18 protein-coding genes are annotated in these 25,724 nt (G+C 46.5%); 8 read left to right on the top strand and 10 right to left on the bottom strand.

Features of this window, described 5'->3' with window-relative positions; all coding sequences use genetic code 11:
- Positions 1-84 precede the first annotated feature (84 nt).
- The 5 genes from QUB66_RS06570 to QUB66_RS06550 all read right to left on the bottom strand — a co-directional run bounded on the left by QUB66_RS06570 (position 85) and on the right by QUB66_RS06550 (position 6,367).
- On the bottom strand, positions 85-2,865 hold the full coding sequence (locus QUB66_RS06570; RefSeq protein WP_332966788.1) for a DUF3536 domain-containing protein: 2,781 nt from the start codon (positions 2,863-2,865) through the stop codon (positions 85-87).
- Between the two features lie 484 nt (positions 2,866-3,349).
- The gene (locus QUB66_RS06565) at positions 3,350-4,144 is read right to left on the bottom strand and encodes an SDR family NAD(P)-dependent oxidoreductase (RefSeq protein WP_265239426.1); all 795 of its coding nucleotides are present in this window, start codon (positions 4,142-4,144) and stop codon (positions 3,350-3,352) included.
- Positions 4,145-4,323: 179 nt separating this feature from the next.
- Positions 4,324-5,265: a GNAT family N-acetyltransferase gene (locus QUB66_RS06560; protein ID WP_332966789.1), complete on the bottom strand. Its 942-nt coding sequence runs from the start codon at positions 5,263-5,265 to the stop codon at positions 4,324-4,326.
- Positions 5,266-5,529: 264 nt separating this feature from the next.
- On the bottom strand, positions 5,530-5,823 hold the full coding sequence (locus QUB66_RS06555; protein WP_332966790.1) for an antibiotic biosynthesis monooxygenase family protein: 294 nt from the start codon (positions 5,821-5,823) through the stop codon (positions 5,530-5,532).
- Between the two features lie 4 nt (positions 5,824-5,827).
- A complete protein-coding gene (locus QUB66_RS06550; protein ID WP_332966791.1) occupies positions 5,828-6,367 on the bottom strand; it encodes a GrpB family protein in 540 nt (179 codons plus the stop codon).
- Positions 6,368-6,494: 127 nt separating this feature from the next.
- Here QUB66_RS06550 and QUB66_RS06545 point away from each other — a divergent pair, with 127 nt between their 5' ends.
- Both QUB66_RS06545 and QUB66_RS06540 read left to right on the top strand, forming a co-directional pair.
- Entirely contained in the window at positions 6,495-6,929 is a 435-nt protein-coding gene (locus tag QUB66_RS06545; protein WP_332966792.1) for a hypothetical protein, read from the top strand.
- A gap of 13 nt (positions 6,930-6,942) precedes the next feature.
- Positions 6,943-9,630: a ParA family protein gene (locus QUB66_RS06540; RefSeq protein ID WP_332966793.1), complete on the top strand. Its 2,688-nt coding sequence runs from the start codon at positions 6,943-6,945 to the stop codon at positions 9,628-9,630.
- Positions 9,631-9,808: 178 nt separating this feature from the next.
- Here the strand turns inward: QUB66_RS06540 and nuoB are convergent, their stop codons facing one another.
- Entirely contained in the window at positions 9,809-10,534 is a 726-nt protein-coding gene (gene nuoB / locus QUB66_RS06535; RefSeq protein ID WP_332966794.1) for an NADH-quinone oxidoreductase subunit NuoB, read from the bottom strand.
- Positions 10,535-10,667: 133 nt separating this feature from the next.
- Between nuoB and QUB66_RS06530 the strand changes: the two genes are divergently transcribed.
- From QUB66_RS06530 to QUB66_RS06520, 3 genes are all read left to right on the top strand, one after another.
- Positions 10,668-11,012: a hypothetical protein gene (locus tag QUB66_RS06530; RefSeq protein WP_332966795.1), complete on the top strand. Its 345-nt coding sequence runs from the start codon at positions 10,668-10,670 to the stop codon at positions 11,010-11,012.
- Positions 11,013-12,134: a calcium/proton exchanger gene (cax, locus tag QUB66_RS06525; protein WP_332966796.1), complete on the top strand. Its 1,122-nt coding sequence runs from the start codon at positions 11,013-11,015 to the stop codon at positions 12,132-12,134.
- A gap of 1,081 nt (positions 12,135-13,215) precedes the next feature.
- Positions 13,216-15,279 carry a serine/threonine-protein kinase gene (locus QUB66_RS06520; protein ID WP_265233579.1) on the top strand — a complete coding sequence of 688 codons (2,064 nt, stop codon included), beginning with the start codon at positions 13,216-13,218 and terminating at the stop codon, positions 15,277-15,279.
- A gap of 262 nt (positions 15,280-15,541) precedes the next feature.
- Here QUB66_RS06520 and QUB66_RS06515 read toward each other — a convergent pair whose 3' ends face one another.
- A complete protein-coding gene (locus QUB66_RS06515; RefSeq protein WP_265233433.1) occupies positions 15,542-16,180 on the bottom strand; it encodes a transaldolase family protein in 639 nt (212 codons plus the stop codon).
- Between the two features lie 660 nt (positions 16,181-16,840).
- On the opposite strand from QUB66_RS06515, the gene QUB66_RS06510 reads away from it, so the two are divergent.
- Positions 16,841-17,068 carry a hypothetical protein gene (locus QUB66_RS06510; RefSeq protein WP_265233434.1) on the top strand — a complete coding sequence of 76 codons (228 nt, stop codon included), beginning with the start codon at positions 16,841-16,843 and terminating at the stop codon, positions 17,066-17,068.
- A gap of 317 nt (positions 17,069-17,385) precedes the next feature.
- Here the strand turns inward: QUB66_RS06510 and QUB66_RS06505 are convergent, their stop codons facing one another.
- Positions 17,386-18,549 carry a quinone-dependent dihydroorotate dehydrogenase gene (locus QUB66_RS06505; RefSeq protein WP_332966797.1) on the bottom strand — a complete coding sequence of 388 codons (1,164 nt, stop codon included), beginning with the start codon at positions 18,547-18,549 and terminating at the stop codon, positions 17,386-17,388.
- Positions 18,550-18,780: 231 nt separating this feature from the next.
- Here QUB66_RS06505 and QUB66_RS06500 point away from each other — a divergent pair, with 231 nt between their 5' ends.
- The gene (locus QUB66_RS06500) at positions 18,781-21,699 is read left to right on the top strand and encodes a sensor histidine kinase (protein ID WP_332966798.1); all 2,919 of its coding nucleotides are present in this window, start codon (positions 18,781-18,783) and stop codon (positions 21,697-21,699) included.
- Positions 21,700-21,945: 246 nt separating this feature from the next.
- On the opposite strand, the gene QUB66_RS06495 is transcribed toward QUB66_RS06500, so the two are convergent.
- On the bottom strand, positions 21,946-22,404 hold the full coding sequence (locus QUB66_RS06495) for an ABA4-like family protein (RefSeq protein WP_265233437.1): 459 nt from the start codon (positions 22,402-22,404) through the stop codon (positions 21,946-21,948).
- A gap of 395 nt (positions 22,405-22,799) precedes the next feature.
- Here QUB66_RS06495 and QUB66_RS06490 point away from each other — a divergent pair, with 395 nt between their 5' ends.
- Positions 22,800-23,813 carry a leucine-rich repeat domain-containing protein gene (locus QUB66_RS06490; protein ID WP_332966799.1) on the top strand — a complete coding sequence of 338 codons (1,014 nt, stop codon included), beginning with the start codon at positions 22,800-22,802 and terminating at the stop codon, positions 23,811-23,813.
- Positions 23,814-24,119: 306 nt separating this feature from the next.
- Here the strand turns inward: QUB66_RS06490 and QUB66_RS06485 are convergent, their stop codons facing one another.
- Positions 24,120-25,619, bottom strand: a complete 1,500-nt coding sequence (locus QUB66_RS06485; protein WP_332966800.1) for a phytoene desaturase family protein — start codon at positions 25,617-25,619, stop codon at positions 24,120-24,122.
- Positions 25,620-25,724: the final 105 nt, after the last annotated feature.

Raw genomic sequence — 25,724 nt, 5'->3', positions numbered from 1 at the left:
TCGGGCGAATTCTCAATGCCGATCGCCCGATCGGTATTTCAAGCGCGATCGGGCGAATTCTCAATGCCGGGAATTTGATGCAGGCTAATCGATAGGCGATCGACTTAACTGACTTAACCAACACTCAACATCAACAGCCAGAGTTTGACCCAACTCCAGCAACTGCCGGATCGAAGACAGCTCCCAGCCGCCGTGTGACGGGGCGATATCCAAGCAAACAGGAACCACCGAACTTTCCACCGCCGAGGCATCTTGCCGTTGCAGCCAGCCCAAACACAGAGGCACAATTTGACTGTACAGAGAATTGAAATACAGTTCCTGCGATTTATCCAAACACAAATCCAGACTCAGCCGATCGCCCACAGCAATCAAACGCTCGATGTGGAGAATATCAGCTTCTAACTTAAGAGGCGATCGATCCTCCACGCCCAATCCGGCTTGCAGTAGCGCATCTAGCGATCGGCAAACCTGGCGTTCCAAAATTTGCTTAACTTCAGGAACCTTCAACCGGCAGCGGAGATGGCCCGCTTCAGTGGCGATCGCCTCAATGTCAGCCAGCAGCGACTCCCCGTCCCCCATTTCCTGTTCCAGGGCCTTCGCCGCCGTCAAACAGCGGTGTCCCAAAGCCACCTCCGCAGCCACCTGTAACTCCATCGGCACCGGCAAATCGTCGCGGTGGAAAGCCATCATCACCCCGTAATTTTCCCGATAAACCTGAGTGTAAAGCTGATCCAACCGAGTCAAATTTTCCTGACTCAGCAACTGCACGATCCGGTGACGTTCCTCAGCGAATAAATCCCGCAAGCTAAAGGATTGGTCTCCAAACAGTCGCACCATTTCCAGAATCGCGTGGGCCGCCGAAGCTTCTTGCAGAACCCCAAACAACCGCTCTTTGAGCATAGTGTAAGACCGGCTGCTACCAAAAGGCTGAATACAGCAGTGGAAGTCCCAGCCGCCGAGGTGGAACGCAGCAAACACAAAAAGCTCTGTTTCCCTGGTGATTTCGGAAGTTAACTGCAATTGACCCACAGCCAAAGTCATCGAACCCATGCGCTGAATTTGGAAATCTTGCTGTTCGGCTTGATAGCAGTAAACTCGCTGTTCGCGGGGATACTTGGCAAACAGAGAACTAATGGCGTAGTGGGCGGCGACTTCTTTGAGACTGACTTGAGCCGTCGTTACCAGTTGGCGGTAAACTTCCGCCCCAGTTTTGAAGGATTCAACGTTGCTGGGTACGAGAGCGAGTTGAGCGATAAAATCCTTTTCTAGTTGCACGCCGGCAACTTCCTCCGCCAATTCCAGCGCCCGGGCCGCGTAGCGCAAAATTTGCACGCCTTCGGGGCGAGAGATTTCTTCAAAAAACCAGCCGCAGCTAGTGAACATTAACAAAGCGTGGCGCTGCATTTCCAGTAGGCGCAGGGCATCTATCTGTTCGGAGGCGTTGAGTTCGCGAATTTGATGCCGATCGAGAAAACTGTCAACATTAGCGATCGATCGATCGCGAATAACATCAATATATTCATCTCTGGCCTTCCAGGGATCGCGAAACAGCTTGCGTCCCGCTTCCTCATAAATCGGAATCAGCCGATCGCGCAGCCAATTCAGAGTATCCCGCAAAGGCTTGCGCCATAGCAAATGCCATCCGCCACCACCACCACAGCCACAATCATCTTGCCAGCGATCGACCCCATGAGAGCAACTCCAGGCCGTCACTGGTTTGAGTTCCACTTCCCAAGTGCTCGGATTTTGACTTAAATAATGAGCATAATTCGTCACCGTCCAACCACGGCGGGGAAACTCTTCTGTGAAGGCGTAGGCGAGGCATTTTTCCGTACTGTTTTTGTGATGTCCAAAAGTTTCGCCGTCTGTCGCCACGGAGATTAATTGGGCCGGTCGGTGGTCGCCCCGCACTGCTTGACCCAAGCGCCCCGCCAAGTGGTGGCTGCTGCTGAGAACCTCATTGAAACCCATATCCCGCGAGATTGGGCCGTCATAGAAAAAGATATCGATGTAGGGAGTGTTGGGATTTGGGGCTGCGGAATTGTCGTTTTGGCGACTAAAGTTGTGAGTGCTCAGCGGTGAGAGTTTGTGATCGGCCATCAACCCCATTTCTGGTTTCAAATAGCAGCGGTACGGGCGAGTCGGATCGATTTGACCGCCGCCGACTTCGTGCCATTGGGTATCTGTTTCTTCTTGGCCTTCTTGGTTTTGCCCGATTAGCGGGCGGCAGCGTTCGGCTTGGGAAGGGGCTAAGACAATAAAACGAATGCCTTCAGCTACCAAAACTTCCAACGTGGCGTAGTCTACAGCGGTTTCAGCGAGCCAAATTCCTTCGGGATTGCGATCGAATCTGGAGCGAAAATCTGCGATTCCCCAGCGAATTTGGGTGTATTTGTCTCGATCGTTTGCCAGCGGCATGATGATGTGATTGTACACTTGGGCGATCGCGTTGCCGTGACCATTGAGCCGCTGACAGCTTTTGCGATCGGCTTCCAGAATCCGCTGATATACTTCGGCATCGTAGCGTTCTAGCCAACTCATCAAGGTTGGGCCAATGTTGAAGCTGAGATACTCGTAGTTATTGACGATCCCCGTGACTTCACCGCGGTCGTTTAGTATGCGGGCAAAGGCGTTCGGGCGGTAGCACTCGTGATAAATGCGTTCGTTCCAGTCGTGGGATGGAGAGGCACTGGCTTGGCGTTCGATCGCGTCCAGGTAAGGGTTTTCCCGGGGTGGCTGGTAGAAGTGACCGTGAACCGTCACGCACACTCCAGTTGCAGTAGCCACAGTGCTTTTGGTTGCAGCCGTTACGGTTGGCGCAGACAAAGGCAGGACAGCGGACTGAGTTTTAGAAATCGAAACCATGCGATCGAATCCTCAAGTAGTTAAAGACAACAAAAACAGCCTAATAAGTAACTGACACCTTACGCAGTAGGCATTTGGACTAGGCATCTGTAGGTGCTAAATTTGGGCTGACAATTTTTGATACATTTGTAGTATTGTTCGCAAAGCATTCGTTCCAATCTGCCGATCGTCGATCCCTGAGTTTTTCTGTCAATGCTTTGCTGTTCAAAGAGTTAAAAAAGGTAGCTTTTACTGCTTTCTGGCACTTGCGACCCATTTCAGGTTAGTGCTTGCAGGGCTGCTCGTTGAGAGTTTGATTTACATTGCTGGATCTTAAAGTCTTATTCATTAAATAGCAACTTTTCCCCGGAAAATTTTAATCTTTGGCGATCGACCGAGGGAAATTGTGCGGGTAAAGTTAACAACAGGGTGAATCCCCTCAGCAGCTAAAATTTTTGCTGAGGGGCTACTGCACCGGACGGCGCTGTAATCTATACTATTCAAGCTAAACGATCGATCGTACGACACCGCCTTCCACTCGCAAAGCCGCCCCGTTAATAGCAGACGCTACTGGACTGGCAACAAACGCCACAAGTGCAGCCACCTCCGAAGTCTCAGCAAAACGCTGGATCAGCGACGAAGGGCGAGTCTTTTGAAAGAACTCTTTTTCCACCTGTTCAGCCGTCACCTTTTGGTTTTTTGCCAATCCTTGAATGAAATCTTCTACTCCTTCCGATCGCGTTGGCCCCGGCAGCACAGAATTGACAGTTACATTACTGCCAACAGTCATCTCTGCCAAACCGCGGGCGAGGGAAAGTTGCGCCGTTTTCGTGACTCCGTAGTGAATCATTTCTGCTGGAATATTGAGTGCAGATTCGCTGGAAATGAAAATAATCCGCCCCCAATTCTTGGTCAGCATTAATGGCAGATACTTTCGAGAAAGTCGCACTCCGCTGATGACGTTGATTTCTAGAAAGTTTATCCATTCATCATCATCAATATCCTCAAATGGTTTCGCTCCGTAAATTCCCAGATTGTTTACCAGAATGTCTACCTCTGGAACTCGATCGAATAATTCGCTGGCTCCGCTTGCAGTTCCCAAATCGGCAGCGACACCTTGCAGCTTGGCATTGGGAGCAATTTCTTTGATTTGGTCGATCGCCTTTTTCACCCGTTCTTCCGTGCGTCCGTTAACAATCACCGCTGCACCTTCTTGAGCGAGTTGGGTAGCAATTGCTAAGCCAATTCCGGCTGTTGAGCCGCTGACCAGTGCAATTTTATCCGATAGTTTAAGATCCATTGTTGTCATCCTCCAAAATGAGTATTTTTGATGTGTGTGACGGGATCGATTTAACTAGAAATTAGGCAAAATTTCTAAATACAGGTGTGTACACTGCACAGAGTCAGCCTACACAAAACCTCTAAATGTAGCGCTTGTTAATGAGTCTTTTTTTGAACGTACCGCAAAACAAGTTGGCATTAGCGCCAATTATCCAATACAAAAACCTCTGGTCGATTGTAACCGGGATCGTTTTGCCTGTGCATTACTACACCTGTACTTTCAGTGCGAAAACCGCGAGAAACCATCCTACCATAAGCGACATCATGGCTCGTATTCACTCCAGCCATCAGACGCAACATTTTTTGACTCGCCCCAAACGCTTCACAGACATCCAGCAACTGTTCAAATCGATCGCCTGCGCCAACACCCGATCGCACAACTCCAAATTTGACATAACATACATTAGAACCAGCTTCGCTACCCGCACCGCAATGACAAACAGCAAATCCCGCCAAACCCTTGTCATCCCACAATAAAACCGTATCACCCAAATTTTGAGCCTCAACCGCCAAAATCTCCCGCGATAAATCCAGCCCTGCATAAATACCATCCGTCAATTCATAACATTCTTTCAGACAGTGCGATCGCTCCTGTGAAGTTAATTCAGAATATTTTATTACCGGAAAATCCCGCTCCACAAACTGAATTGGTTTTGCCATAATGAAAGTCAAAAAACGCGGGTAGAACCCGAATTTATGATAAAGCCCGTGGTGTTTTGGACTGTTGGGAAAAGTAAATAACCCCGCCTGTCGCGTCCCCCATTCCGAGAATTTGCCGATCGCACATTCAATCAAACCTTGAGCAACACCTTGATTCCAGAAGTCAGGATGAACGCTCAGCGGCCCAAAAAAACCCACACTCCCCCAACAAACAGCTATATTCGAGCCAACTAGCTGCCCGTCAACCTCTGCTGCGAAGGCCGCCGTGCGATCGACTAGCCATCGCGTTTGAACATAGTTCGCATCACCACCAAAATCTGTCGGTTGAGGCAATCCAATAAAAGTACCAAAAGCCAGTCGAAAGATATGTTCAGCCGCCGCTAACTCATTTTCTTGAAGTAGTCGAATAGAGATGTTCATTGTGTGCGATATCCGTTAAAAAGCGAACAGTGATGCAATCATATATATTCAATCTTTTGCATAAATCTTTGATTTATATCAAAACCTCCCGCTCATTATTGCGGACACCAGGACGCACTACGAACTAATACGATTTTTCTAAAGATGTGCTGATGAAGTCTGAGCCACCCCTTAATAAGGGGGGGTTGGGGGGGGTAATATTTAGCGCTACTTTATGAAATTGGTATAATCCGAGACTTGTCAATCCACCGGACACGATATAAGTCATGACAAAATGACTTCGTAATGTTCCACTGTTGGAAAAGGATCGTAAAAGTGATGCAATAAAGAACGCCACTTTTGGTAATCCGGCGATTCTCGAAATCCCACAGTATGGTCTTCCAAATTCTGCCATCGCACCAGGAGAATATAACGATTCGTGGTTTCTATACAGCGTTGCAGCTCGTGCGAGATATATCCCGACATAGAAGAGATAATAGCTGAAGCTGTTTTGAAAGCGGTTTCAAACTCAGCAGCCATATTAGGTTTAACATCAAGAATTGCAACTTCTAATATCATAGATTTAAGAAGATAATCGCCACTTGGCGGCTTTTAAATCCATTGCTTGAATAAATCCATCTTTTCCGTCCATGTACCCCTGAATATTATCAGAGTATTTGTAGGCGAGTTCTTGTTTGAGTTTGCTGTATTGCTGCGCGTCTTCAGGATGGAAAATCATATAATCTCGAAACGCTAAGTGGCGCTCGATATGCGCTGAATTTACCTCAAATGCGTGAATGTGGTGTGTTCTAATCCCTGCTTCATTACCCTTGCGAAAAAAACGACGGCCCGATATCCCAAACTCACCCATTGCTTCATAGCCTAAAGCCTCCATTGCTGAAGTCTGTGGATCGAGTTTCGTAATATCTTTAACCTCAACTAACATATCAATAATCGGCTTTGAATGAATTTGTGGAATGGCTGTGCTACCAATGTGATGTATCGCAACCACATTTTCGGTAAGTGCAAGTGCAATCTGTCTCGACTCAGTTTCAAAGGCGCCTCGCCAATTTTGATCGTGCGGGACGACTTCTACGTTGAAAAAGTCTAGTTTTATTGACATTGCTGATAATTATTTGCGACTTTTGTGATGTCAGATGGGTTGACGCTCACATTTAACCGACACTGATTTTATCGTTGACACAATCTCCCAATGCTAGTATACTTTTTTAGTAAACCATCTGGCAAACATGGAAGATTACGACTCTGCTTTTTTACAACGTTATCAGGATACCGAAATACTTTGTTCCTCTGCCAGAAAAGTGGCTGCCATGCACTTTGGTGGTGTGACAATAGAATGTTTGCTAAAATCAATGATATTCGCTTCCCTACACAAAAGTGCTAAGCGAGAATGGAAAACAGATTATAACAATCCTGGACATACAATTACTAATCCTGGACATAGTTTTCAAGATGCTTTGAAGCGACATAATAAGCTGCATGATAGGATGCAAAAATTTCCGCAAGTAATGAAATGGCTTGTCACTGTTGAAAATCCCCAAAATCAACATTTTATAGATATGCGCTACTCTGGTAGTGAACCTGATGATCCAGACTATAAGCAGTGGCTGTCTGCATATAATAGTCTCATACGTTGGCTACAGAAACAAGCTACTCAATTTTAAAGAAGAGGCAGATATGCAGGAAACCTGGCAAATATCACTTAAACGGCAGCTTACGGACAGTTATGTGAAGAGTCCGCAGGAATGGACTGACATCAATATTTCTACTTCTGGACTTCTGAATTTGACCATTATCAGCCATCGCTTTAAGGAATTATCATTACCACAGCGAAAGGAGGAAGTGCATAGCATCCTTCGTACATTCAAAATATCCCCAGGTTTTATTTCTTTATATACGGTAGAAGAAGCAACTTCTCTACATTTGTCACGTCCACAGCTTACCAATGAAAGCTCAATACAAACTTGGCAAGATTTAGCTTTGTGGGCTGCCAATCCGCAAAATCAACCCCAACTTTCTCAACCGGAACCCCGCATTCCTCGAACAATCACATTCTATTCCTTTAAAGGAGGAGTCGGGCGAACAACTGCCTTAACCCATGTGGCTTGGATTTTAGCTATGCGGGGTCGAAAAGTTGTGGCTGTTGACTTAGATTTAGAAGCACCAGGTTTAAGTACAGCTTTTAGCTTAAAACCACTACCTGAATTTGGTATTGTCGATTATTTTTATGAGCGCTCCTATTTGCCTGAAGAGTTAGAACCCAATATTTTAATCACTAAGATATTTGGTGAAGTTACAATACCTGATGCAACAGGAAGACTCTTTATTGTTCCTGCTGGTTATTTAAGTCTTGACTACATTGCTAAAGTTGACGATCTGCGAGCAACTACTATTCTGGATAATGGTGAAACCCTCTGGTCTATTTTTAGTCGTGAAATTCAAGAACAGCTAAAACCAGATGTCATCTTGGTGGATTCACGTACCGGAATCAATGAATGGGGTGCTTTATCTCTACTCCAAGCTGCTGACGAGGCAATTATATTTTTGTTTCCCAACGAACAAAATCGGCAAGGAATTGATCTTCTCTTAAAATCACTCAATTCTTTTGGCAAGTTGTCAATTAACTTTGTGTTTTCACCTGTTCCTGATATTAGTGATAGTGGAATGGCTAAAGTTACAGAGGTTTGGCAGCTTTTACGCAAAGTCATTGAGCGCGAAGTAGATCGAGATGAGCCGAATGAAAATGGTGATGACTCAGATGAGTCTCAATCTGAATTAGCAGAACCATTAATCGTGCCTTACATTCCATCAATTGCTCTAGCAGATCGTCATCCTGTAACAGGCTTGTTGGATTACTACAATCGAATTGCTAACTTAATAGATGAAGAAACTAATCAAATTCGATCACAGAAAATTCTAGCTGCAACAGATACTGAACAACGCTGGCAAATCATTGAAAGCCTTAATTTTCCAGCATTAAATGCTGCCGATCCCAAGTCTAACCTTCTCGCTTTATTTCAGAAAACTGCTAATTTTGACAAATTCTTAGATGAAACAACTTGCCTAATCAGAGGTAGAAAAGGAACTGGCAAGACGGCACTTTACTTGCTTTTATTACAGCATGAATCTAAGGCTCGACAGCTAGCTCGTGGTCGATTAGATTCTGTACTTTTCCTCTCTGGTCATGGTGGATTCCAGAACAGTCGCCCAACACGCAATGAATTTCAAATTATCAATCAAAGTTTAAAAGATAATGAGGGAACTTGGGAGGCATTTTGGCGAGCCTACTTGATATTTCGAGTTTTTCAAAAAAATTATTTAAAACTACCAGATAAAGGGACTCAAAAACCTAAATTTGAAAGTATACGCAACATCTTGAAGGGACTGCCGGGAGAAAACTGGCAGTCTGAACATACGCTCGCCTTAATTCAATTATCAACTGATTCACAGTTGAGACTTGTTTTGCCGGATGTCTTAGACATTCTGAACGAACAGCAACGGGATAAAAATAAAACACTTTGGTTTTTATATGATGATTTAGATGAAGACTTCCCCGATACAGATGGAGTTAGACAGCAAGCTTTAAGTGGTTTGTTTCAACTTATTCAGGCTTGCGATGCCCGTCGATTAACATCAATTCGCTTTAAAATATTTATCCGAGAAGACATTTGGAATCGTTTAAATTTTGACAATAAAAGTCACTTCAATGGACGCGATCTTTTTTTGAAGTGGACAAGGGTAGATTTTTTGCGATTAGCCCTTCGTCAAGCAATGCAATCAGCAGAATTTAAAAATTTAGTAGATTGTTCTTCGCCTGTTGAAAACATTGATGATGCTAATGAAGAAACCTTAAACCGCGCCCTAGACTTATTGTGGGGAATTCGTCGCAGAACAGGAGACAAAGCTAAATATGTTTATAGATGGATTTACGAACGTTTATCAGACTCAAATAACACTGCCTTTCCCCGCAGCTTAAGTGCCTTGCTTCAAGGAGCCAAAGAGCAGGAGCTAACTTACAAAGGACAAACATCAGTTAAGGCTCCAACCGATCGTTTACTTCGGGGAACATCTCTGGAGATTGGTTTAGAAAAAGCATCAGAGGAACGTTGTGATGCAATTAAACAAGAATATCCTGAATTATGCCAATTTTTTGAAGATCTAGAAGGTGTTCCAGCTTTACCTACCAGACAAGACCTTGAGAACGCATGGCATAAAAGTGTACGGGAAATATATCCTGACTTTGATGAATTTGCCAATTTTTTAACTGAAATTGGTTTGGCTAAATGGCGACCGAAAGAAAATCGTTATGGGTTTCCTGATATTTATGTGTATGGTTTCAAGATGATTCGTACAGGGACGAAGTAGCAAATTATGATTTTCATCGCCACTTCCTCTACTATAACTAAACCAGCACGGTTAAATGACACCATCTTTCTATCCTCCCCAACAACCTCGCTGTTGGTGAAATTGCGATCCTTTTAGTTGAGGGAGGACAAAAAAGTGAAATGGCGCAGTTTCCTGTGCTAGTTGGTTTAAATCATCTTCATGCTTCGATCGCCCGAATCGATTCCAACTGTCGTAAAGCAGGCAATCCAGAGGAGACAACTTCTGGCGGCGGAACCTGACGTGGTGAAGTTTCCAGGTATTTTCCGTCGTGAATTAGCGGCACAACGTTCATTCGGTGAGGGCGGGTATAATAGCGGTGGGTTGGTTCCGTTTTTTGCCGTTCTTGCAAGCTGTCGTTGGCAATCTTCTTGCGCAGTTTGACGATCGCATCCATAATTGCTTCAGGCCTGGGCGGACATCCGGGCAAATAAACATCCACCGGAATTAGTTTGTCCACACCCCGCACCGCAGTAGGAGAATCGGCACTAAACATTCCGCCTGTAATCGTGCAAGCCCCCATTACAATCACGTATTTGGGCTCCGGCATTTGTTCATAAAGCCGCACCAAAACAGGAGCGTACTTCATCGTGATTGTGCCTGCGGTAATCATCAAATCTGCCTGTCGGGGAGACATCCGGGGAAATACACCAAATCGATCCAAATCGAAGCGGGAAGCGAGCATGGTGGTAAATTCAATGAAGCAGCAAGCAGTGCCAAACATCAGCGGATACAAACTCGACATTTTTGCCCAGTTGCTCATGTCATCGACTGTTGTGAAAATCACGTTTTCCGATAGCTGCTGCGTGACTTCGGGATAAGTTGCTGGATTGGCGATCGATAAACCTTCAGAAGGAATATCTAGTGTAATGTCAGGTGAATTCATTTTGACAAAACTCCTCGATCAATATAGCTGTTAGTTATGAGTGGCAGCAGTTTTACACTACTGCCTGAACTATGCTTGACAGAGCGATCGAACCCGTAGAAAAATTGATTAAAATGTCCGTGAGATTATCTGATTGAGAATTGGGTTCAAAAAGTTGAATGGCAAACACAGTCTCGGTTCAATTATGGCATCGGATTTTAGCTCCCGCCACCAACGGTTAGATATATTGACACTCCCGCACTCTTCTATCTCGATCGCAGGCAATTTATCAGTCCAGAAGCTTAGTGTACGGTTGAGTCATTTTCAAATTATCGATCAAGCTTTTCAATTTTATCAAGTATCTTCGACAACTTCTGACCAAAAAAAGTCAGTGAGTGCGATCGCCCACCACAACTTTAAGCGAACATCCAAATCCCTCGCCCTTTTTTTCATTTGGTCACAGGCTATGATTGACGGTTGGCAGCTTTTCAGAATCTAAATGCTAAACACAACCAACATAATTTCCAGCCTGCTGTTATTTATCCCAGTTTCGATCGCCGGACACTTTCTCGGCTGGGAATCCTCCACAATCTTCATCACCTCAGCCCTAGCCATTATCCCCCTAGCGGCCTGGATGGGCACAGCTACCGAAGAAATCGCCGTCGTACTCGGCTCAAACTTGGGGGGTTTGCTCAACGCTACCTTCGGAAATGCCACAGAATTAATTATCGGCATCGTCGCCCTCAACGCCGGACTAATAGATGTTGTCAAGGCCAGCATCACCGGTTCAATTATCAGCAACTTACTGCTGGTGATGGGATTTGCGATGCTGCTAGGCGGCTTGCGCTACAAAGAACAAGAATTTCAGCCGACAGTCGCGCGGTTGAACGCTTCGGCGATGAACTTAGCCGTAATTGCCATTTTGGTGCCGACTGCTGTTGATGTCACCTCTATGGGCATCGCCCCGGAAACTATGCAGCAACTCTCCAGCGCTGTTTCTGTAGTCCTGATTCTCGTCTACGTGCTGACGCTGCTGTTTTCGATGAAAACCCACAGTTATCTGTACGATGCTGGAGTGGCAGAAGTTGAAATGCTCGAAGAATTAGCCGAAAGTAACTTAGCACCAGACAGTCCCGATCACAAAGTGAATCTGCCATTGTGGATTGGGGTGCTGTTGAGCTGTACGCTGATGGTGGCGATCGAGTCAGAATTGCTCGTGAGTACCCTAGAAGAAGCTACCGCCACTTTGGGGCTGACATCACTGTTTACCGGGGTGATTTTAGTGCCGATTATTGGCAATGCGGCCGAACACACGACGGCGGTGACGGTGGCGATGAAAAATAAAATGGATTTGTCGGTTTCTGTGGCCGTGGGTTCAAGTTTGCAAATTGCTTTGTTTGTTGCCCCAGTGTTGGTTTTGGTGGGTTTTATCCTGGGCAAACCGATGGACTTGGACTTCAACCCGTTTGAACTCGTAGCGGTAGCGGTGGCGGTGCTGATCGCGAATTCTATCAGTTCTGATGGCAAGTCTAACTGGCTCGAAGGTACTTTGCTGTTGGCGGCCTATGCTGTTTTGGCGCTGGCATTCTACTTCCATCCGGTAATCGAGGGACTCGCTTAAAAGGCTAGAGAGGGAAGTTCGGCAGCGGATTTAACGGATTTAACGGATAGAATTCCCGATTACCCATCATTGATTACCGATTACCATCAGTTCTGCCGTCATCGGGCAGAGGGAAGAAACAAGGAAGTTCGGCAACGGATTGTGTAGCGGATTTAACGGATTTAACGGATAGAATTCCCGATTACCGATCATTGATTACCGATTACCATCAGTTCTGCCGTCATCGGGCAGAGGGAAGTTCGGCAACGGATTGTGTAGCGGATTTAACGGATGTAACGGATAGAATTCCCGATTACCGATCATTGATTACCGATTACCATCAGTTCTGCTGTCATCGGGCAGAGGGAAGAAACAAGGAAGTTCGGCAACGGATTGTGTAGCGGATTTAACGGATGTAACGGATAGAATTCCCGATTACCCATCATTGATTACCGATTACCATCAGTTCTGCCGCCATCGGGCAGAGGGAAGAAACAAGGAAGGAAGAGGCAAAAGGCATTAGGCAGATTTTTGTCCCTTACTCTCCCCCTCTCCCACTCTCCCCCTCTCCCGCTCTCCCCCTCTCCCACTCTCCCTATCTCCCCCTCTTCCCATCTCCCTATCTCCCCCTCTCTCCCTCTCTTTTCTTTCTTCCTTTGAGAGTGGTCGTGGCGATCGTATAATGGAAAGGGGAAAACGAGCTAGAGTTCACTCCGCTTGACTTGTGCGACGCGAAGGATTTAAATCAAGAGTGCTCATCAGTCTTGTACTAGGTGTGATACGATCGTCATAAGTTAAAAATTGAGTATCACTAGACAACGTAAAAACTTAACTGGATTGTTGAGTACGTAGTCACACCGATAGGTGTTGCCGTCTAGGAGAACTCGCATTTGAACGAAAACCTCAATAGATCAAGAGGACTAATTAAGTACGGTAGGGCATACCGGAATTAACGCTTGAGGAGAAGACACTTTTACTTGATCTGGAGTAATCCAGTCCCAAGCAAGTGACTTCGCTGAACCAAGAATCTCAGTCACCAAGAGTGCTGAGAGTGCCAAAGTAAAACTTGATAGAGCAACCTCAATCAGGGTTATGTGGCTTCGTGAGTTATTGCCTCAATCCCAAATGCCCGAATCCCTCCGATCCAGCCAACTCTGGTAGATCCGCGTGTATCCACTGCGGGTCTGAACTTTTGTTGCAAGGTAGATATCGGCTAGTCGCGCCTCTCGGAGGTGGTGGCTTTGGCAGAACATTTGAAGTGGACGACAACGGCGCTCGAAGAGTGCTCAAAGTCCTACTCAAAGAACATCCCAAAGCTGTAGAACTTTTTAAGCAAGAAGCCGACGTATTGGTCAGGCTGAGACATCCAGGTATTCCAAAAGTCGATCGCGACGGTTATTTTATATTTACGCCAGCTCACGGCACAGAGTTTTTTCACTGTCTGGTGATGGAGAAAATTGCTGGGGCAAATTTGCAAGACTGGCTGAAACATCGGGGCCGCCCGATCAGTCAAGAACAAGCTCTGAACTGGCTCAAACAACTGTCGGAAATTTTAGATCAAGTTCACCGACTCAACTATTTTCATCGGGATATCAAGCCGCACAATATTATGTGCAAGCCGAACGGGCAGTTAGTGCTGATTGACTTCGGGACTGCTCGGGAAGTGTCAGGGACTTATTTCGCTAAGGTGGGTCAGGGAGGAAATGTGACTGGTATTGTTTCCCCTGGCTATACGCCGCCGGAACAAACTAATGGCAAGGCGGTTCCGCAGTCAGATTTTTTTGCTCTGGGGCGCACTTTTGTTTATTTGCTGACTGGAAAGCCGCCGACTGCGTTTCCAGAGAACCCGCGCACGGGCAAATTAATGTGGCGCAAAGGAGCTCCTCAGGTTTCCGACCCCTTGGCTAATGTCATCGATTATTTGATGGCGCCTTTTCCCGGAAATCGACCTCAAAGTCCGCAGATGGTTTTGCAGTGCTTGGAGGAAATTCATCTCGACGGCGCGGAAACTCAGTTGCCGACTCAGTTGCCGACGACGGGGCAAACTAAAATTCGCGGAACTTCCGGGGCGGCTGGGGCGACGAAACACACTTCCATCAACCGCCTCAGACCTCTAAATTCTGCTGGCTTGAACCAGTCTGAGAAAGAAGTTTTAGGTTGGAAAAAGAAGTTGCTGGCGGGCGCTGCTGTTTTGATGCTGGGTATTGGCGCGTCTCAAATTTATGGTTCGATGCGTTACGGAGTGTTTCCGGCAAACCCGGTGTGGCTGCTTTCTAGTTTGCCTAGCAGTCAGTTTTTGCAAAGAAGTTTGGATAATGTCGGAAGTGTAAATGCGATCGCCCTGTCGCCGGACGGTCAAACTTTGGTCAGCGCCAGCTTTGGGACGATGAGAATTTGGAATGTGAAGACGGGACGCGTGGTGCGGACTCTAAATCCGGTGCATTCTAAGAAATCGGTCAACACGCTGGCGGTGAGCCCGGATGGCTCGATGTTGGCCAGTGGTGGCGACGACAATAATGTGATTTTGTGGGATTTGAAGACGGGGCGGCGGGTGCGGACGATTGCCGCTCACAAAGCCGCCGTCAACGCGATCGCTTTTAGCAGCGACGGTAAAATTCTGGCTAGCGGCAGCGATGACAAAACTGTTCGCTTGTGGAATGTCAAAACCGGCAGCAGGTTGCGGACTTTGAGTGGCCACGCCGGAGGAGTAAACGCGATCGCGTTGAGCCGCGACGGTAAAACTCTGGCTAGCGGCAGCGATGACAAGACTGTGCGTTTGTGGAATCTCGACACCGGAGAAGTCAGAAGAATTATCACGGGTCACGGGGGCGCGGTTAATGCTGTGGCTTTTAGCCCAAACGGGCAAGTTTTGGCTAGTGCTAGCAGTGACAATACGATCCGTTTGTCGAACGTGCAAGACGGGAAGCGCACTCGCACTTTTAAAGGGCATTCGAGCTGGGTGAGGACGATCGCCTTTAGCCCGGACAACCGCACTTTGATCAGCGGGGGCGGAGATATTATAGTTTGGGATTTGAAGACGGGCAAAGAAAGAACCACTCTTTCTGGTCACGGCCAGTTTGTGAATTCTGTGGCTATTACCAAAGATAGCAAGACTTTGGTGAGCGGCAGTCCCGATCACACTATTAAGATTTGGCGAATGCCATAGTCAGTTGACAGTTGACAGTTGACAGTTGATAGTTGTCAGTTGGCAGTTGGCAGTTGATAGTTGTCAGTTGGCAGTTGGCAGTTGGTCGTTGGCAGTTGGCAGTAGTGTAAGGTGTGCAGCATACATTGTACAGAATTACTTTTTTTTACGAACCGCGTCCTTCGCGAAGGAAGAAAAGAGAGACTGTATTACCAATGACCAATGACCAATGACCAATGACTAATTTTAAAATAATCAAGAAGTTGTGCAAAGGGACATGATATTATCCCAAAATTCCTCGCCCGTTTTTGGCAAATTCATCAACTGTTTGCTGGGACAATTCGTGAACTGCCATTGCTTGCAATACGTCCAAAGGCAATGTCAAATGATGGGCGCCGGCTAATAAAGTATTTACTGCTTCTTCTGGTGATTTAATGCTTGCTGCCAAAATCTCTGTATTAGTTCTCTGCAATACGTTAGCCATATCTCGCACTAAGGCAAAACCGTCTCCGAGGAGTCTGGTGGCGCGATTCACGTAGGCGATCGCATATTTCGCCCCTGCTTCTGCGGCAACAACCGCCTGGGCGGCACTGTAAATCGCCGTCACTGCACAAGGAATTTTCGGCGATAATTGGGCTACTGCTTGAAAACCAGCCGCGGTTGCTGGAACTTTCAAAACTGTTTGCTGTCCAATTAATTCAAAAGCGGCTTTTCCTTCTGCTACCATGCCATCCAAATCGGATGCTGTTAACTGATAGTACAGTTCCCCAGGAATCATTTGTGCCAGTTGTTTGAGTGTCTCTTCAGCAGATAGCTCACTTTTTGCCAAAAGTGTCGGATTAGTAGTAATTCCCGCTATCCATCCGAACTTGCTCGCCCGTGCGGCTTCCGCTACAATTGCAGTATCAACATAAATCGCCATCGGCTCTACACCTTCAGTTTCTTAATATTTTCCAAACGCCTGCTTTCTGCTTGAGAGCGATCGGAGCCAAATTAATTGTTAAGCTTTTACTATATCAGAATCTCGGAAATATTACTGTTAAGTAAATATAACAATTCAGTGATGTGCATCACCGACAGTAAGTAGATTAGTAGGAAAATATATAAGTATGTAGTTGCGATGCAAACGCAGTCAAAATAAGCAACTGCAAGGCTTCCGATCGCTTTACATTTCGTGACAGATCCAAGTTTATTTGCACCTATCTACTTAGGGCAATTTTAAAATTAGTGAGTTTTGAATTCAACAGGACTTCCTTCATTCAATTGACAGTTGACCGTTGACAGATGAGTGCGACCTCTACCTGGAAGGAATAGGATTGGAGTAATGAATAGTCTGATTTTAATTTCTCCCTGATCAGGGAGAGGCTTTCAACAAATTCTTTCTGGTAAAGAAGCCGCGTTGATTAGGGAAATTGCGTAAGTGCTCTTGAAGATAGCTTATAACTGAAATCAAAACTTTGAAGTCATTTGGTAACTGTGATTATCGGGTCTAGAAAAAATGACTTCCTAAATCCCGGATACACATAAGTTACATTTGTAGTAATGGTTATGTACGCAATCACTCAAGGAGGTGACTCAGAAAATGACCAAAGAACAAAATCAGCAGCAACAAGTCAGCCTTGAGATATCTTCTGAACAAGTCGAATCGGAAAAAATCGCAGCAACGGCTGAAGAATTATCGGTAAATGTTAAGTCTGAAACTGTATCTGAAGCGGTGGAAAATAGCGCCCAAGATGGTTTAAAGGCTCTAGGCCGTTTGATGATGGTGAGCCTAACTTGGTCGCTGGCTGGGCTTTCTAAACCCAAGTAATACCATTTTGACAAAAGATTGCTACACAATAAATGTTGTGTTTGTTTACAATGATCCTGCTCAGAAGGTGCGTCGCTGTTAAATCGTCGATATTTTTCAGGGATTGTTGATGGCGACACACGCTACGATTACTGTTGCATTAATTTGACTTTCTTGGTATAAGTTATGGATAGCTACCGCAACTGGCGAGTTAGGAGTTGTGAGTTGGGTTGGGAATTTTCTGGAACTCAAAACACACAACTCTTGGACTTAAATAATTTCCGGTTACTTCTCATAAAATCCGTTTGTAGTGAGGACTTCCATCCTCTCTCTTCCGACTATTGAATATTTTCTGAACCAACCGCCTCAGAAATTGAATTAAATCCTTTTTCTTCTAACTTTTGTAGCAAACCTTCCAAAATCCGCCGCACCATCCAAGGCCCTTCGTAAACCCAACCAGTATAAACTTGAATTAAACTTGCACCGGCGGCGATTTTTTCCCAAGCATCTTGGGCGGTGAAAATGCCGCCTACTCCAATTATTGGTAATTCCCCTTTTGTATATTGCCAGATAAATCGGATTACTTCTGTCGATCGCTCTTTGACTGGCATTCCGCTAATTCCGCCCGCTTCTTCGGCGATGGGTTTGCCTGTTTCTCGCAATATTTGGGTTTTCAATCCGTCGCGGCGGATGGTGGTGTTGGTGGCGATAATTCCTGCTAGTTGGTAGGTTTTTGCTAAGTCGAGGATGGATGCGATCGCCTCCGACTCCAAATCCGGCGCAATTTTGACTAAAATTGGCTTGATTCCTTGATTTTCTTGTTGCAAATTTTCCAAAATTGTGCTAAGCCCAGCAGCATCTTGGAGCGATCGCAATCCAGGCGTATTGGGAGAGGAAACGTTGACTACAAAATAGTCGCCCCAATCTTTGAGCAGCTTAAAACTCTCCAAATAATCGGCTGCTGCCAGCTCTAACGGTGTTACCTTAGATTTACCGAGATTGATGCCGATCGGGAATGGCGACTCAGGCATAGGGCGCGAGGCGTCGAATTTTGACTGTTTCTGTGCTGCCTGAAACCGGGCTGCCATTGCCGCGGCTCCTTGATTGTTAAATCCCATGCGGTTGAGGGCTGCACTGTCCTCCGTCAAGCGAAACAAGCGAGGTTGGGGGTTTCCCGGCTGCGCTTGCGACGTGACTGTACCGAGTTCGGCAAAGCCAAAGCCAAAATTTGCCCAAATGTCCGCAGCTACGCCGTTTTTATCAAATCCGGCGGCTAAGCCGACAGGATTTTTAAAGCTCAGTCCCCACTTCGATTGTTCGAGGCGATCGTCTTGTACTCCCAAAGATTTCTGCAATCGGGAGAGCATTTGGCTGGTGGCAGGATTAGACTGGGTTCTGGCTGCTAGTTCGAGAATTTGAAGAGTGCGGTTGTGCAACCACTCGGCATCGGTTTTCAATACGGAAAACAACAGCGGGCGCACGCTTGATTGATAAATATCCAATGACTTGTCCTGGGGCAGTTGACCAATGAGAAATGAGAAGGGAGATAAAAATATTCAGCAGGAGACTGGAAAGGTGAGATTTTTACTTGGACTTCGATCGACTTGATCTAATCTTTTAGATTTAAGCATAAATTAGACGACTATATTATAGGTTGATTCTTTTTAATTTTAATATTTTTAAATTTTAAGTTGGTAATTTGAAATTAAACAAAGGTGTGGGGAATCTGGGAAATGGGGCAGGAGCAAAGATTGAAGGATTTAGACGAACAAATCGCGGGCCTGGATCGCGTTCTCCAGATTCTCCGAGAAGAGGAGAATGTGGAAGTGCTGCTGGAAACCACTCTCGGTTACTTGCAAGCGGAATTTGATTGGCGGTTGATTTGGATTGGGTTGTACGATCGACAGGCGCACCGATTGTTAGGGAAAGGTGGCATGACTCCTAACGGCGATTTGTCTTTTCTCAAACAGCGATTTTCCCTCAGCGCTGGGGATTTGCTGGAACAGGTGGTGATTCAGCTTCAGCCGGTGGGAGTCTCGGATTTGCGATCGGAAAACAAAGCTGGAGAATGGCGCAAAGCAGCTCAAATTTACAATATTCAAGGCACGACTCTGTTTCCGCTGCGCTACCAAGACCGCTGCTACGGCGTGATTTTGCTGGGGACTGATGTGTCGGGATCGTCGCCAAAGTCGGCGGAAAAAACGCAGTTGGCGATCGTATTTGGAGCGCTAGCAACTGCTCTTTACCAAATAGAAAAAGATTGGCAGCGACAACAAGTCAAACGCCCGGATGAGTCTCTGTTAGCGCTGATTTCGCAGTTGCGGGAATTGCGATCGCTCGACCAATATTTGCAAGCGGTAGTCGAACAAGCCCATGAATTTATCGAGCCGACGCGGACTAATGTTTATTGGTTTGAGCGAGAGCGGCGCTATTTTTGGCGTCGAGTCAGCAACCGCCAAGTTGCTCCGGGTTTGGGCTTGATCCGACCGGCTTCGGGCATTACTGTGCAAGACTTGGGAGAATTTTATCAGGCTTTGGCCGCGGAACAAATAGTTTGGATTGGTGAATCTCATAGTTCTCTGAAAACTGAGCTGACGGGGCGGTTGATGCAGCAAATTCGTGCTCGCTCTCTGTTGGCTGCGCCGATTGTTTTGGAAGGGGAATTGTTGGGATTTTTGGCGGTGGAAGCCGGCGAGGCGCGGATTTGGCAAGATAATGAAAAACATTACCTGCGAGGAGCGGCGCATTTAGTGGCTCTGACGGCTCCTCTGTCGGAGATGGAGGAGAGGATTGAGCAAGCACAGCTCGATCGAGATTTAACTGCCGGAATAGCCCGCGCCATCTACAGCGATGCTGACTGGGAGGCGACTTTGAAAAATACGGCTGAGCAGTTGTGCTCTCGGCTCAAGTGCGAATACTTTTTGCTGTTGCTGTACAGGGAAGAACAAAATCGCTTTGAAATTGTCTGCCAAAATCTGCCCCGCAACCGCAGACAAGTACCGTCGCCGCTCAACGCCCTTGATGCCGGTGACGTGGGGCTGGTGCAAGCCAGCGAGGAACCTCTGGCGATCGAAAATTGGGAGGAAGACGGGCGGTTGGGGGCTTGGCGGGAAGTGCTGGGAGAAGCTGGGATGCGATCGCTTTTGGCATCGAGCACTCGCGGAAAACAGTCCGAGGGAGAAAACCCCAATCGCAAATCGCAAATCGCAAATCGCAAATCGATCGAGGGTTTGCTGGTTGTCGGGCACAGCGCAACTCGCACTTGGAGAGGCTCGGAGCGAGAATTAGTTCGGGTAGTTAGCCAACAGTTAGGATTAATCCTGCACTCCTGGCAGCAGAGTTCGGAAATTGACAAATATCAGCAATTTGAGCGATCGATCAAATCGGGTTTGGCGGTTTTGCAGCATTCTGGCGAGGAGCAATCTGGGCGACAGATATCTGCTGCTTCACCGCAGATGTTGCCCGAGTTGCCGCTGCAAAAGCTCGATCGTCACTTTGCCGAACACGTTTCCCAGACAATTGCCTGTCCTTTAGTCGCCGTAATTACTTGGAATCCCGGCCAGGATGCAGGTTCAATCTCGGCGGCGGTAGCTGCCAACCCCGTATTTGCCTTGAATCCCCAGGCGCTGATTCCTGTCCAAACAGACGCTTTGATCCAAAAAACCCTAGCGGAAGGAGGCGTGCTGCAACAGAGCATGAGCCAAGTGCCGCTGGCGACGAAGCGGTGGCTACGCAGTCCGGGAATTGGCGAAATTATGACAGTGGCGCTGCGGACAGCCCCAGAACACGCTCCCCTGGGCATTGTGGTGGTTGCGGATGCTACGGGCCGCCAGTGGTCAGAATTGTCCATGAATTTACTGACTTCGATGGCGTCTCAGTTGGCTTGGTGGCGGAGGTATTTGGCGGTGCAATCGGCGCAGGAGTCGCAGCGATTGGATCTGGAGATGCTCAACTGGTACAAGCAGCGCCGTTTCGAGGATTTTTACCGCACTGTGGCAGCGGGCGTTAAGGAGTTGGGAGAGTTGAGCCAGTCGATTTTGCAGTCGGCGAAGGAACAAAAGGATGCTCTGAAAACTTTGCGCTACCAACAGGTTTTGCGACAAATTGGCAATGGTTTGGGGTCAATTCATTTGGTGCTGAAACAGGAGCAGTGGCGGCCGCAATTTGCACAAGATGCGGTGCCTGTGAGCGCTTGGTTGAGGCGATCGCTCGATCGCACGGCCCCCCTGGTCAAACAGTCGGGAATCTTGCTGGAAGTGAACAGAGAGACTGCTGTGTCGCTGCCTGCGGGTCAGACTTTGGGCGTTCGCGCCGACAGCATTAAGCTGGATTTGATCCTGTGCGAATTGCTGGCGATGGCTTGCAGACGCTCTGGAGTTGGCGACAAGGTTGAGATTCGCTCTCAACTTTTGGGGGAAGATTGGCTAGAATTATCTGTGATTGATAGTGGCGCGTGCGATCGACAGTTAATTGCTGTGTTCAACGGCGGTTTCCACGGCGATATATTGGCTGTTACGTCAAATAGGTCGATCGTGCAAAATCTCTTAATTTGTCAGCGGGCGGTACGCTTAATGGGGGGAGACTTTTCCTTAGAAATATTAGAAAATAACTTAATTGTCGCCCGCTTAGTGCTGCCCCTAGCCACCTCTTAAAAATTCTGTTAACTTTGTAGCGCACAGCGCACCGATTGACTAGACTTGAATTGCATAAATTTTGGATCGATCGGGAAACCGCAGATGTAAGGCAGATTAACACAGATTAACGCAGATGCTTGTCAAGAAGTGCGATCGAATGAATGCAATCTTGTCTTTTGTAGGGTGCGCCGTGCACACCCTACAAAATACTATCCATCTCGACAGCAACCTGAAAGTATCGCGCGAGGGCTTCCGGCGAAAAAGCTAAACAGAAGGAGTAACAGTTTCCACCACCTCAGAACTCGGAAAAAACCTTTCAGTAATCCAAGCAGTTACAATATGAGAAAGCAATCCCATCGGCCCAGCAAACAAACACAAAGTCAAAGAATGAACAGTCCAAACACCTGTCCGCTGTCCTTCCAAATAAATCCAGCGTCCCACAAACAAATCCATCACTAAAAAATGAATCCATCCCGTAGCAGCCGCCGTTTCCTGCCCCAGAAACTTAGCAATATCTGCCAACTTGGGATTGGACAAAGCAGCCGCATTTTCTGGAGTCAGACTGCTACCAAACAAATATATGTACAAGATGGCGAGCACTGCAAACGGAATAAAGGAATTCATCACTTTTCTGGTAATTCCCCAGTTGGGCAATAAAATCATAATTGCCCAGAAAGGCAAAACGAACAGATTACCTGCATCGAAAATTAGTTCTGGCGTCATAGTTGGCTGTTGGCTCCTTTGATTCAGTTGAGAGTTGAGAGTTGAGAGTTGAGAGTTGAGAGTTGACAGTTGACAGTTGACAAAAGAAGGAAGAGGATTGGAGTAATGAATCGTCTTCTTTTAACTTCTGCCTAAAAGGGAGAGGCTTTAAACCAATTTTTTCTGGTAAATGAATGCAATAAACGATGTTAAGATTATTTTACACAATTTTTGCTAATATTTCTCAAAAACCGCAAAAATCCGATTTACAAATTAGACGTAATTGCTAGATTTATCAGAGATTTAAGATTTACACGTGCAGGTATGTTTTTGCGCTTGAGCGCTCTTTGATTATATGAAAGAGCAGCCAAGCGCAACAACGCACCTCAATAACTGAAATCTAAAAGCTAAAACCCATGACAACAACTTATAATAACTTTTCCGATTGGTGCAAGCACAAAGATAATCTCTCTCCCGGCGCGAAGCATACCGTAGAAATACTGTTGCAAATATCAGATACTACCGAGTGCGATCGAGCCAACGAACTGCTTTCTAATACAACAGAAATAAATCTTAAAGTTACTCAACTTACCGATATTAGTCCTCTCTCATCTTTCACTCAACTTACTGCACTAAGCCTCGACAGCAATCAAATATCTGACCTCGCTCCCCTGCAATCTTTAACCAAGCTGAGAACTCTGTATTTAGATGTCAATCAAATATCAGATATCAGCCCGCTTTCATCTCTGATAAATCTGACTAGACTCGTTCTCGATACCAATCAAATATCAGACATCAGTCCCCTAACTGCTCTAACTAATCTTGCCGAACTTGTCTTGTTTGATAACAAAATTTATGACATCAATGCAGTGAAAAGTTTGACTAAGTTAAAGGCGTTAATTATTTATAAAAATCAAATTAATGATCTCGCTCCTCTGGTAAATTCAACTGAACTCCAGACACTCTACCTTTACAAAAACAAAATATCGGATATCAGCCCGCTGGCTTCTTTAAAAAATCTTACTACGCTGTTTCTGTTCGAGAATCAAATATCTGACCTGACTCCGCTGAAAGCCTTGACTAACTTAAAAAAACTGGTTTTATTTGAAAATAAAATATCGGATATTAGTGCTTTGGCAGATCTAACTAATTTAGTTGAACTCAACCTCGGCAACAATCAAATCTCAGACATCAGTCCGCTGAAATCTTTAACTAATTTGACTCAACTTTATTTGTTCAACAATCCGATTGCCGATTGCAGCGCACTGCAAGCTTTGAATAATTTATTTGTGCTCGATTTGTACAACAATCAAGTTTCTGATATCAGTGCACTGCAATCTTTGCAAAAGCTAACGACGCTTGACTTGCGCGGAAATTCGATTGTGAATAAAGTTTGCCCGGTGACTCCGGCATCAATTTGTCGGTTTTAATTGTTAAGGCGGTGGCGAAATCTGGGTGTGTATGATAAGCTATCCAACGTCAGTATCAGGAGAAAGTGATGAGTGCACACGATGCTTTGATGTTAGGATTGCTGCTGTTGCCCGGTTTGGCTTTGTCGATCGCAGTTATGGGCGCTTTTGCCGCTGGTGGATAATCGGTTTTTAACATAATTCAGATAAGACGGTGGTTGAAACCGCGCATTCTTCAACCCACGCACCATCTGGGTTTTGTTTGTATAGACGCGGTTTCAACCGCCCCGTCTTCTTTGGCAAAACCCGCCCCTTTTATCTACCAATTTACAAAAATTGTGCTGTCACATCGGAATTTACCAGGGTATTCGCGCACAAAATACCCGATGCTGCGACGGCGGGAACGCCGATTCCGGGCATGGTGCTGTCTCCCACTCGATATAAGCCTTTGATCGGGGTTTGCGGCCCTGGAAATGTGCCTTTTCCGGCGGCGATTGCTGGCCCGTAGGTTCCTTGATATCGGCGCAAAAATCGGGCGTGGGTTAGCGGTGTGCCGATCGACTCCAGGACTATTCGCGATCGCAAATCCGGTATAATTTTTTCTAAGGCTTTAAACAGAGATTGCGATCGCTCTTGCTTTCTTTCTTGATAACTATCGCCATACTCCCAACCTGCGTAGGGTTCCAATGTATAAGCGTGAATCGCGTGATGTCCGGGCGGTGCGAGAGTTTGATCCCACACTGTTGGAATCGAAATCATGCAGGTATTTCCGGGTACTGTAATGTCAACCAAGCTGTCATGAACGACGACGTGGTGGCCGGTCAACCCTTCGAGTCCTTCGGCTTTAATTCCTAAATGCAGGTGCATGAAACTGTCTACTGCTGGCATCGACAAAGCAGTTTTTCGGTAGCTGGGCGGCAAATCTTCAGGGCGCAGTAACTTTGTATAGGTATCCCAAACTGTGGCATTTGAAATCACAATTGGGGCGCGGATAATTTCGCCGTTTTGCAACCTAACTCCCGTAGTTTTGCCGGATTCAACTAATATTTGCTCGACTGGTGTTCCCAATCGCAACTTTCCTCCCCAGCGCTGTAAGCCTCGAACTAAGGCATCGACGATCGCACCGCTGCCTCCTACAGGATACTCGATCGCCACTCGCGATCGTTCGCCAATCATAAAAGCGATTTCTGGCGCGACGGTTTCATGCGCTTTCAAGCCCGACAGTAAGAAGCACTCCAAATCGATTAAACGTCGCACCCAAGGGTCTTGCACGTCGCGATCCATCAAGGAACCTGCTGAACTGGCGATCGCCCCTAATGACGGTAACAGCTTCAGCAAAGCAGGCGAGTACCGAGACAGCAACACAAGTATTAACTGCCAGTCAGATCTCAACGCTAAAGCCGGAATTCCACGCAAAGCTTCATACAAAACTAATAAATTTTGTTGAAATTGCTGTAATTCTACAGCACCTTGTGGTGCGAATTTAGCTACAGCATCTAAGTAATTCCTCGCATCAGCATAAACTGGCAAACTTCCCTCTGGAAAATGGTAGTGCCCCAGCGGATCGTAGGTAATTACTGCGATCGATTCCTCCAACATATTCAAGACTTGCCGCAAAGGATTCAGCGACTGCGGATCAGTCAAACCGCAATAAAAAGAAGGCCCCGAATCAAAGTGAAATCCCCGGCGCGAAAAGCTGTGAGCCGCCCCGCCCGCTATGGTATGGCTCTCGCAGACGAGTACCCCCTTCCCGTAGCGAGCGAGCATCGAACCCGCCACTAAGCCACCAATACCGCTGCCAATTACGATCGCATCAAAGTCTTGCATTTATCAAATGTGGTATGATTGTATTATTTCTTGCTGACTGTTGACCCGCCCAAAAACGGGTACAAGTCCACGACTTAAATCGTGGAGACACTAAAATTTTAGACT

The sequence above is a fragment of the Microcoleus sp. A2-C3 genome (genome assembly GCF_036706065.1).
In the GTDB taxonomy this organism is placed as follows: domain Bacteria; phylum Cyanobacteriota; class Cyanobacteriia; order Cyanobacteriales; family Microcoleaceae; genus Microcoleus.
This window is presented reverse-complemented; position numbering and strand designations above follow the sequence as displayed.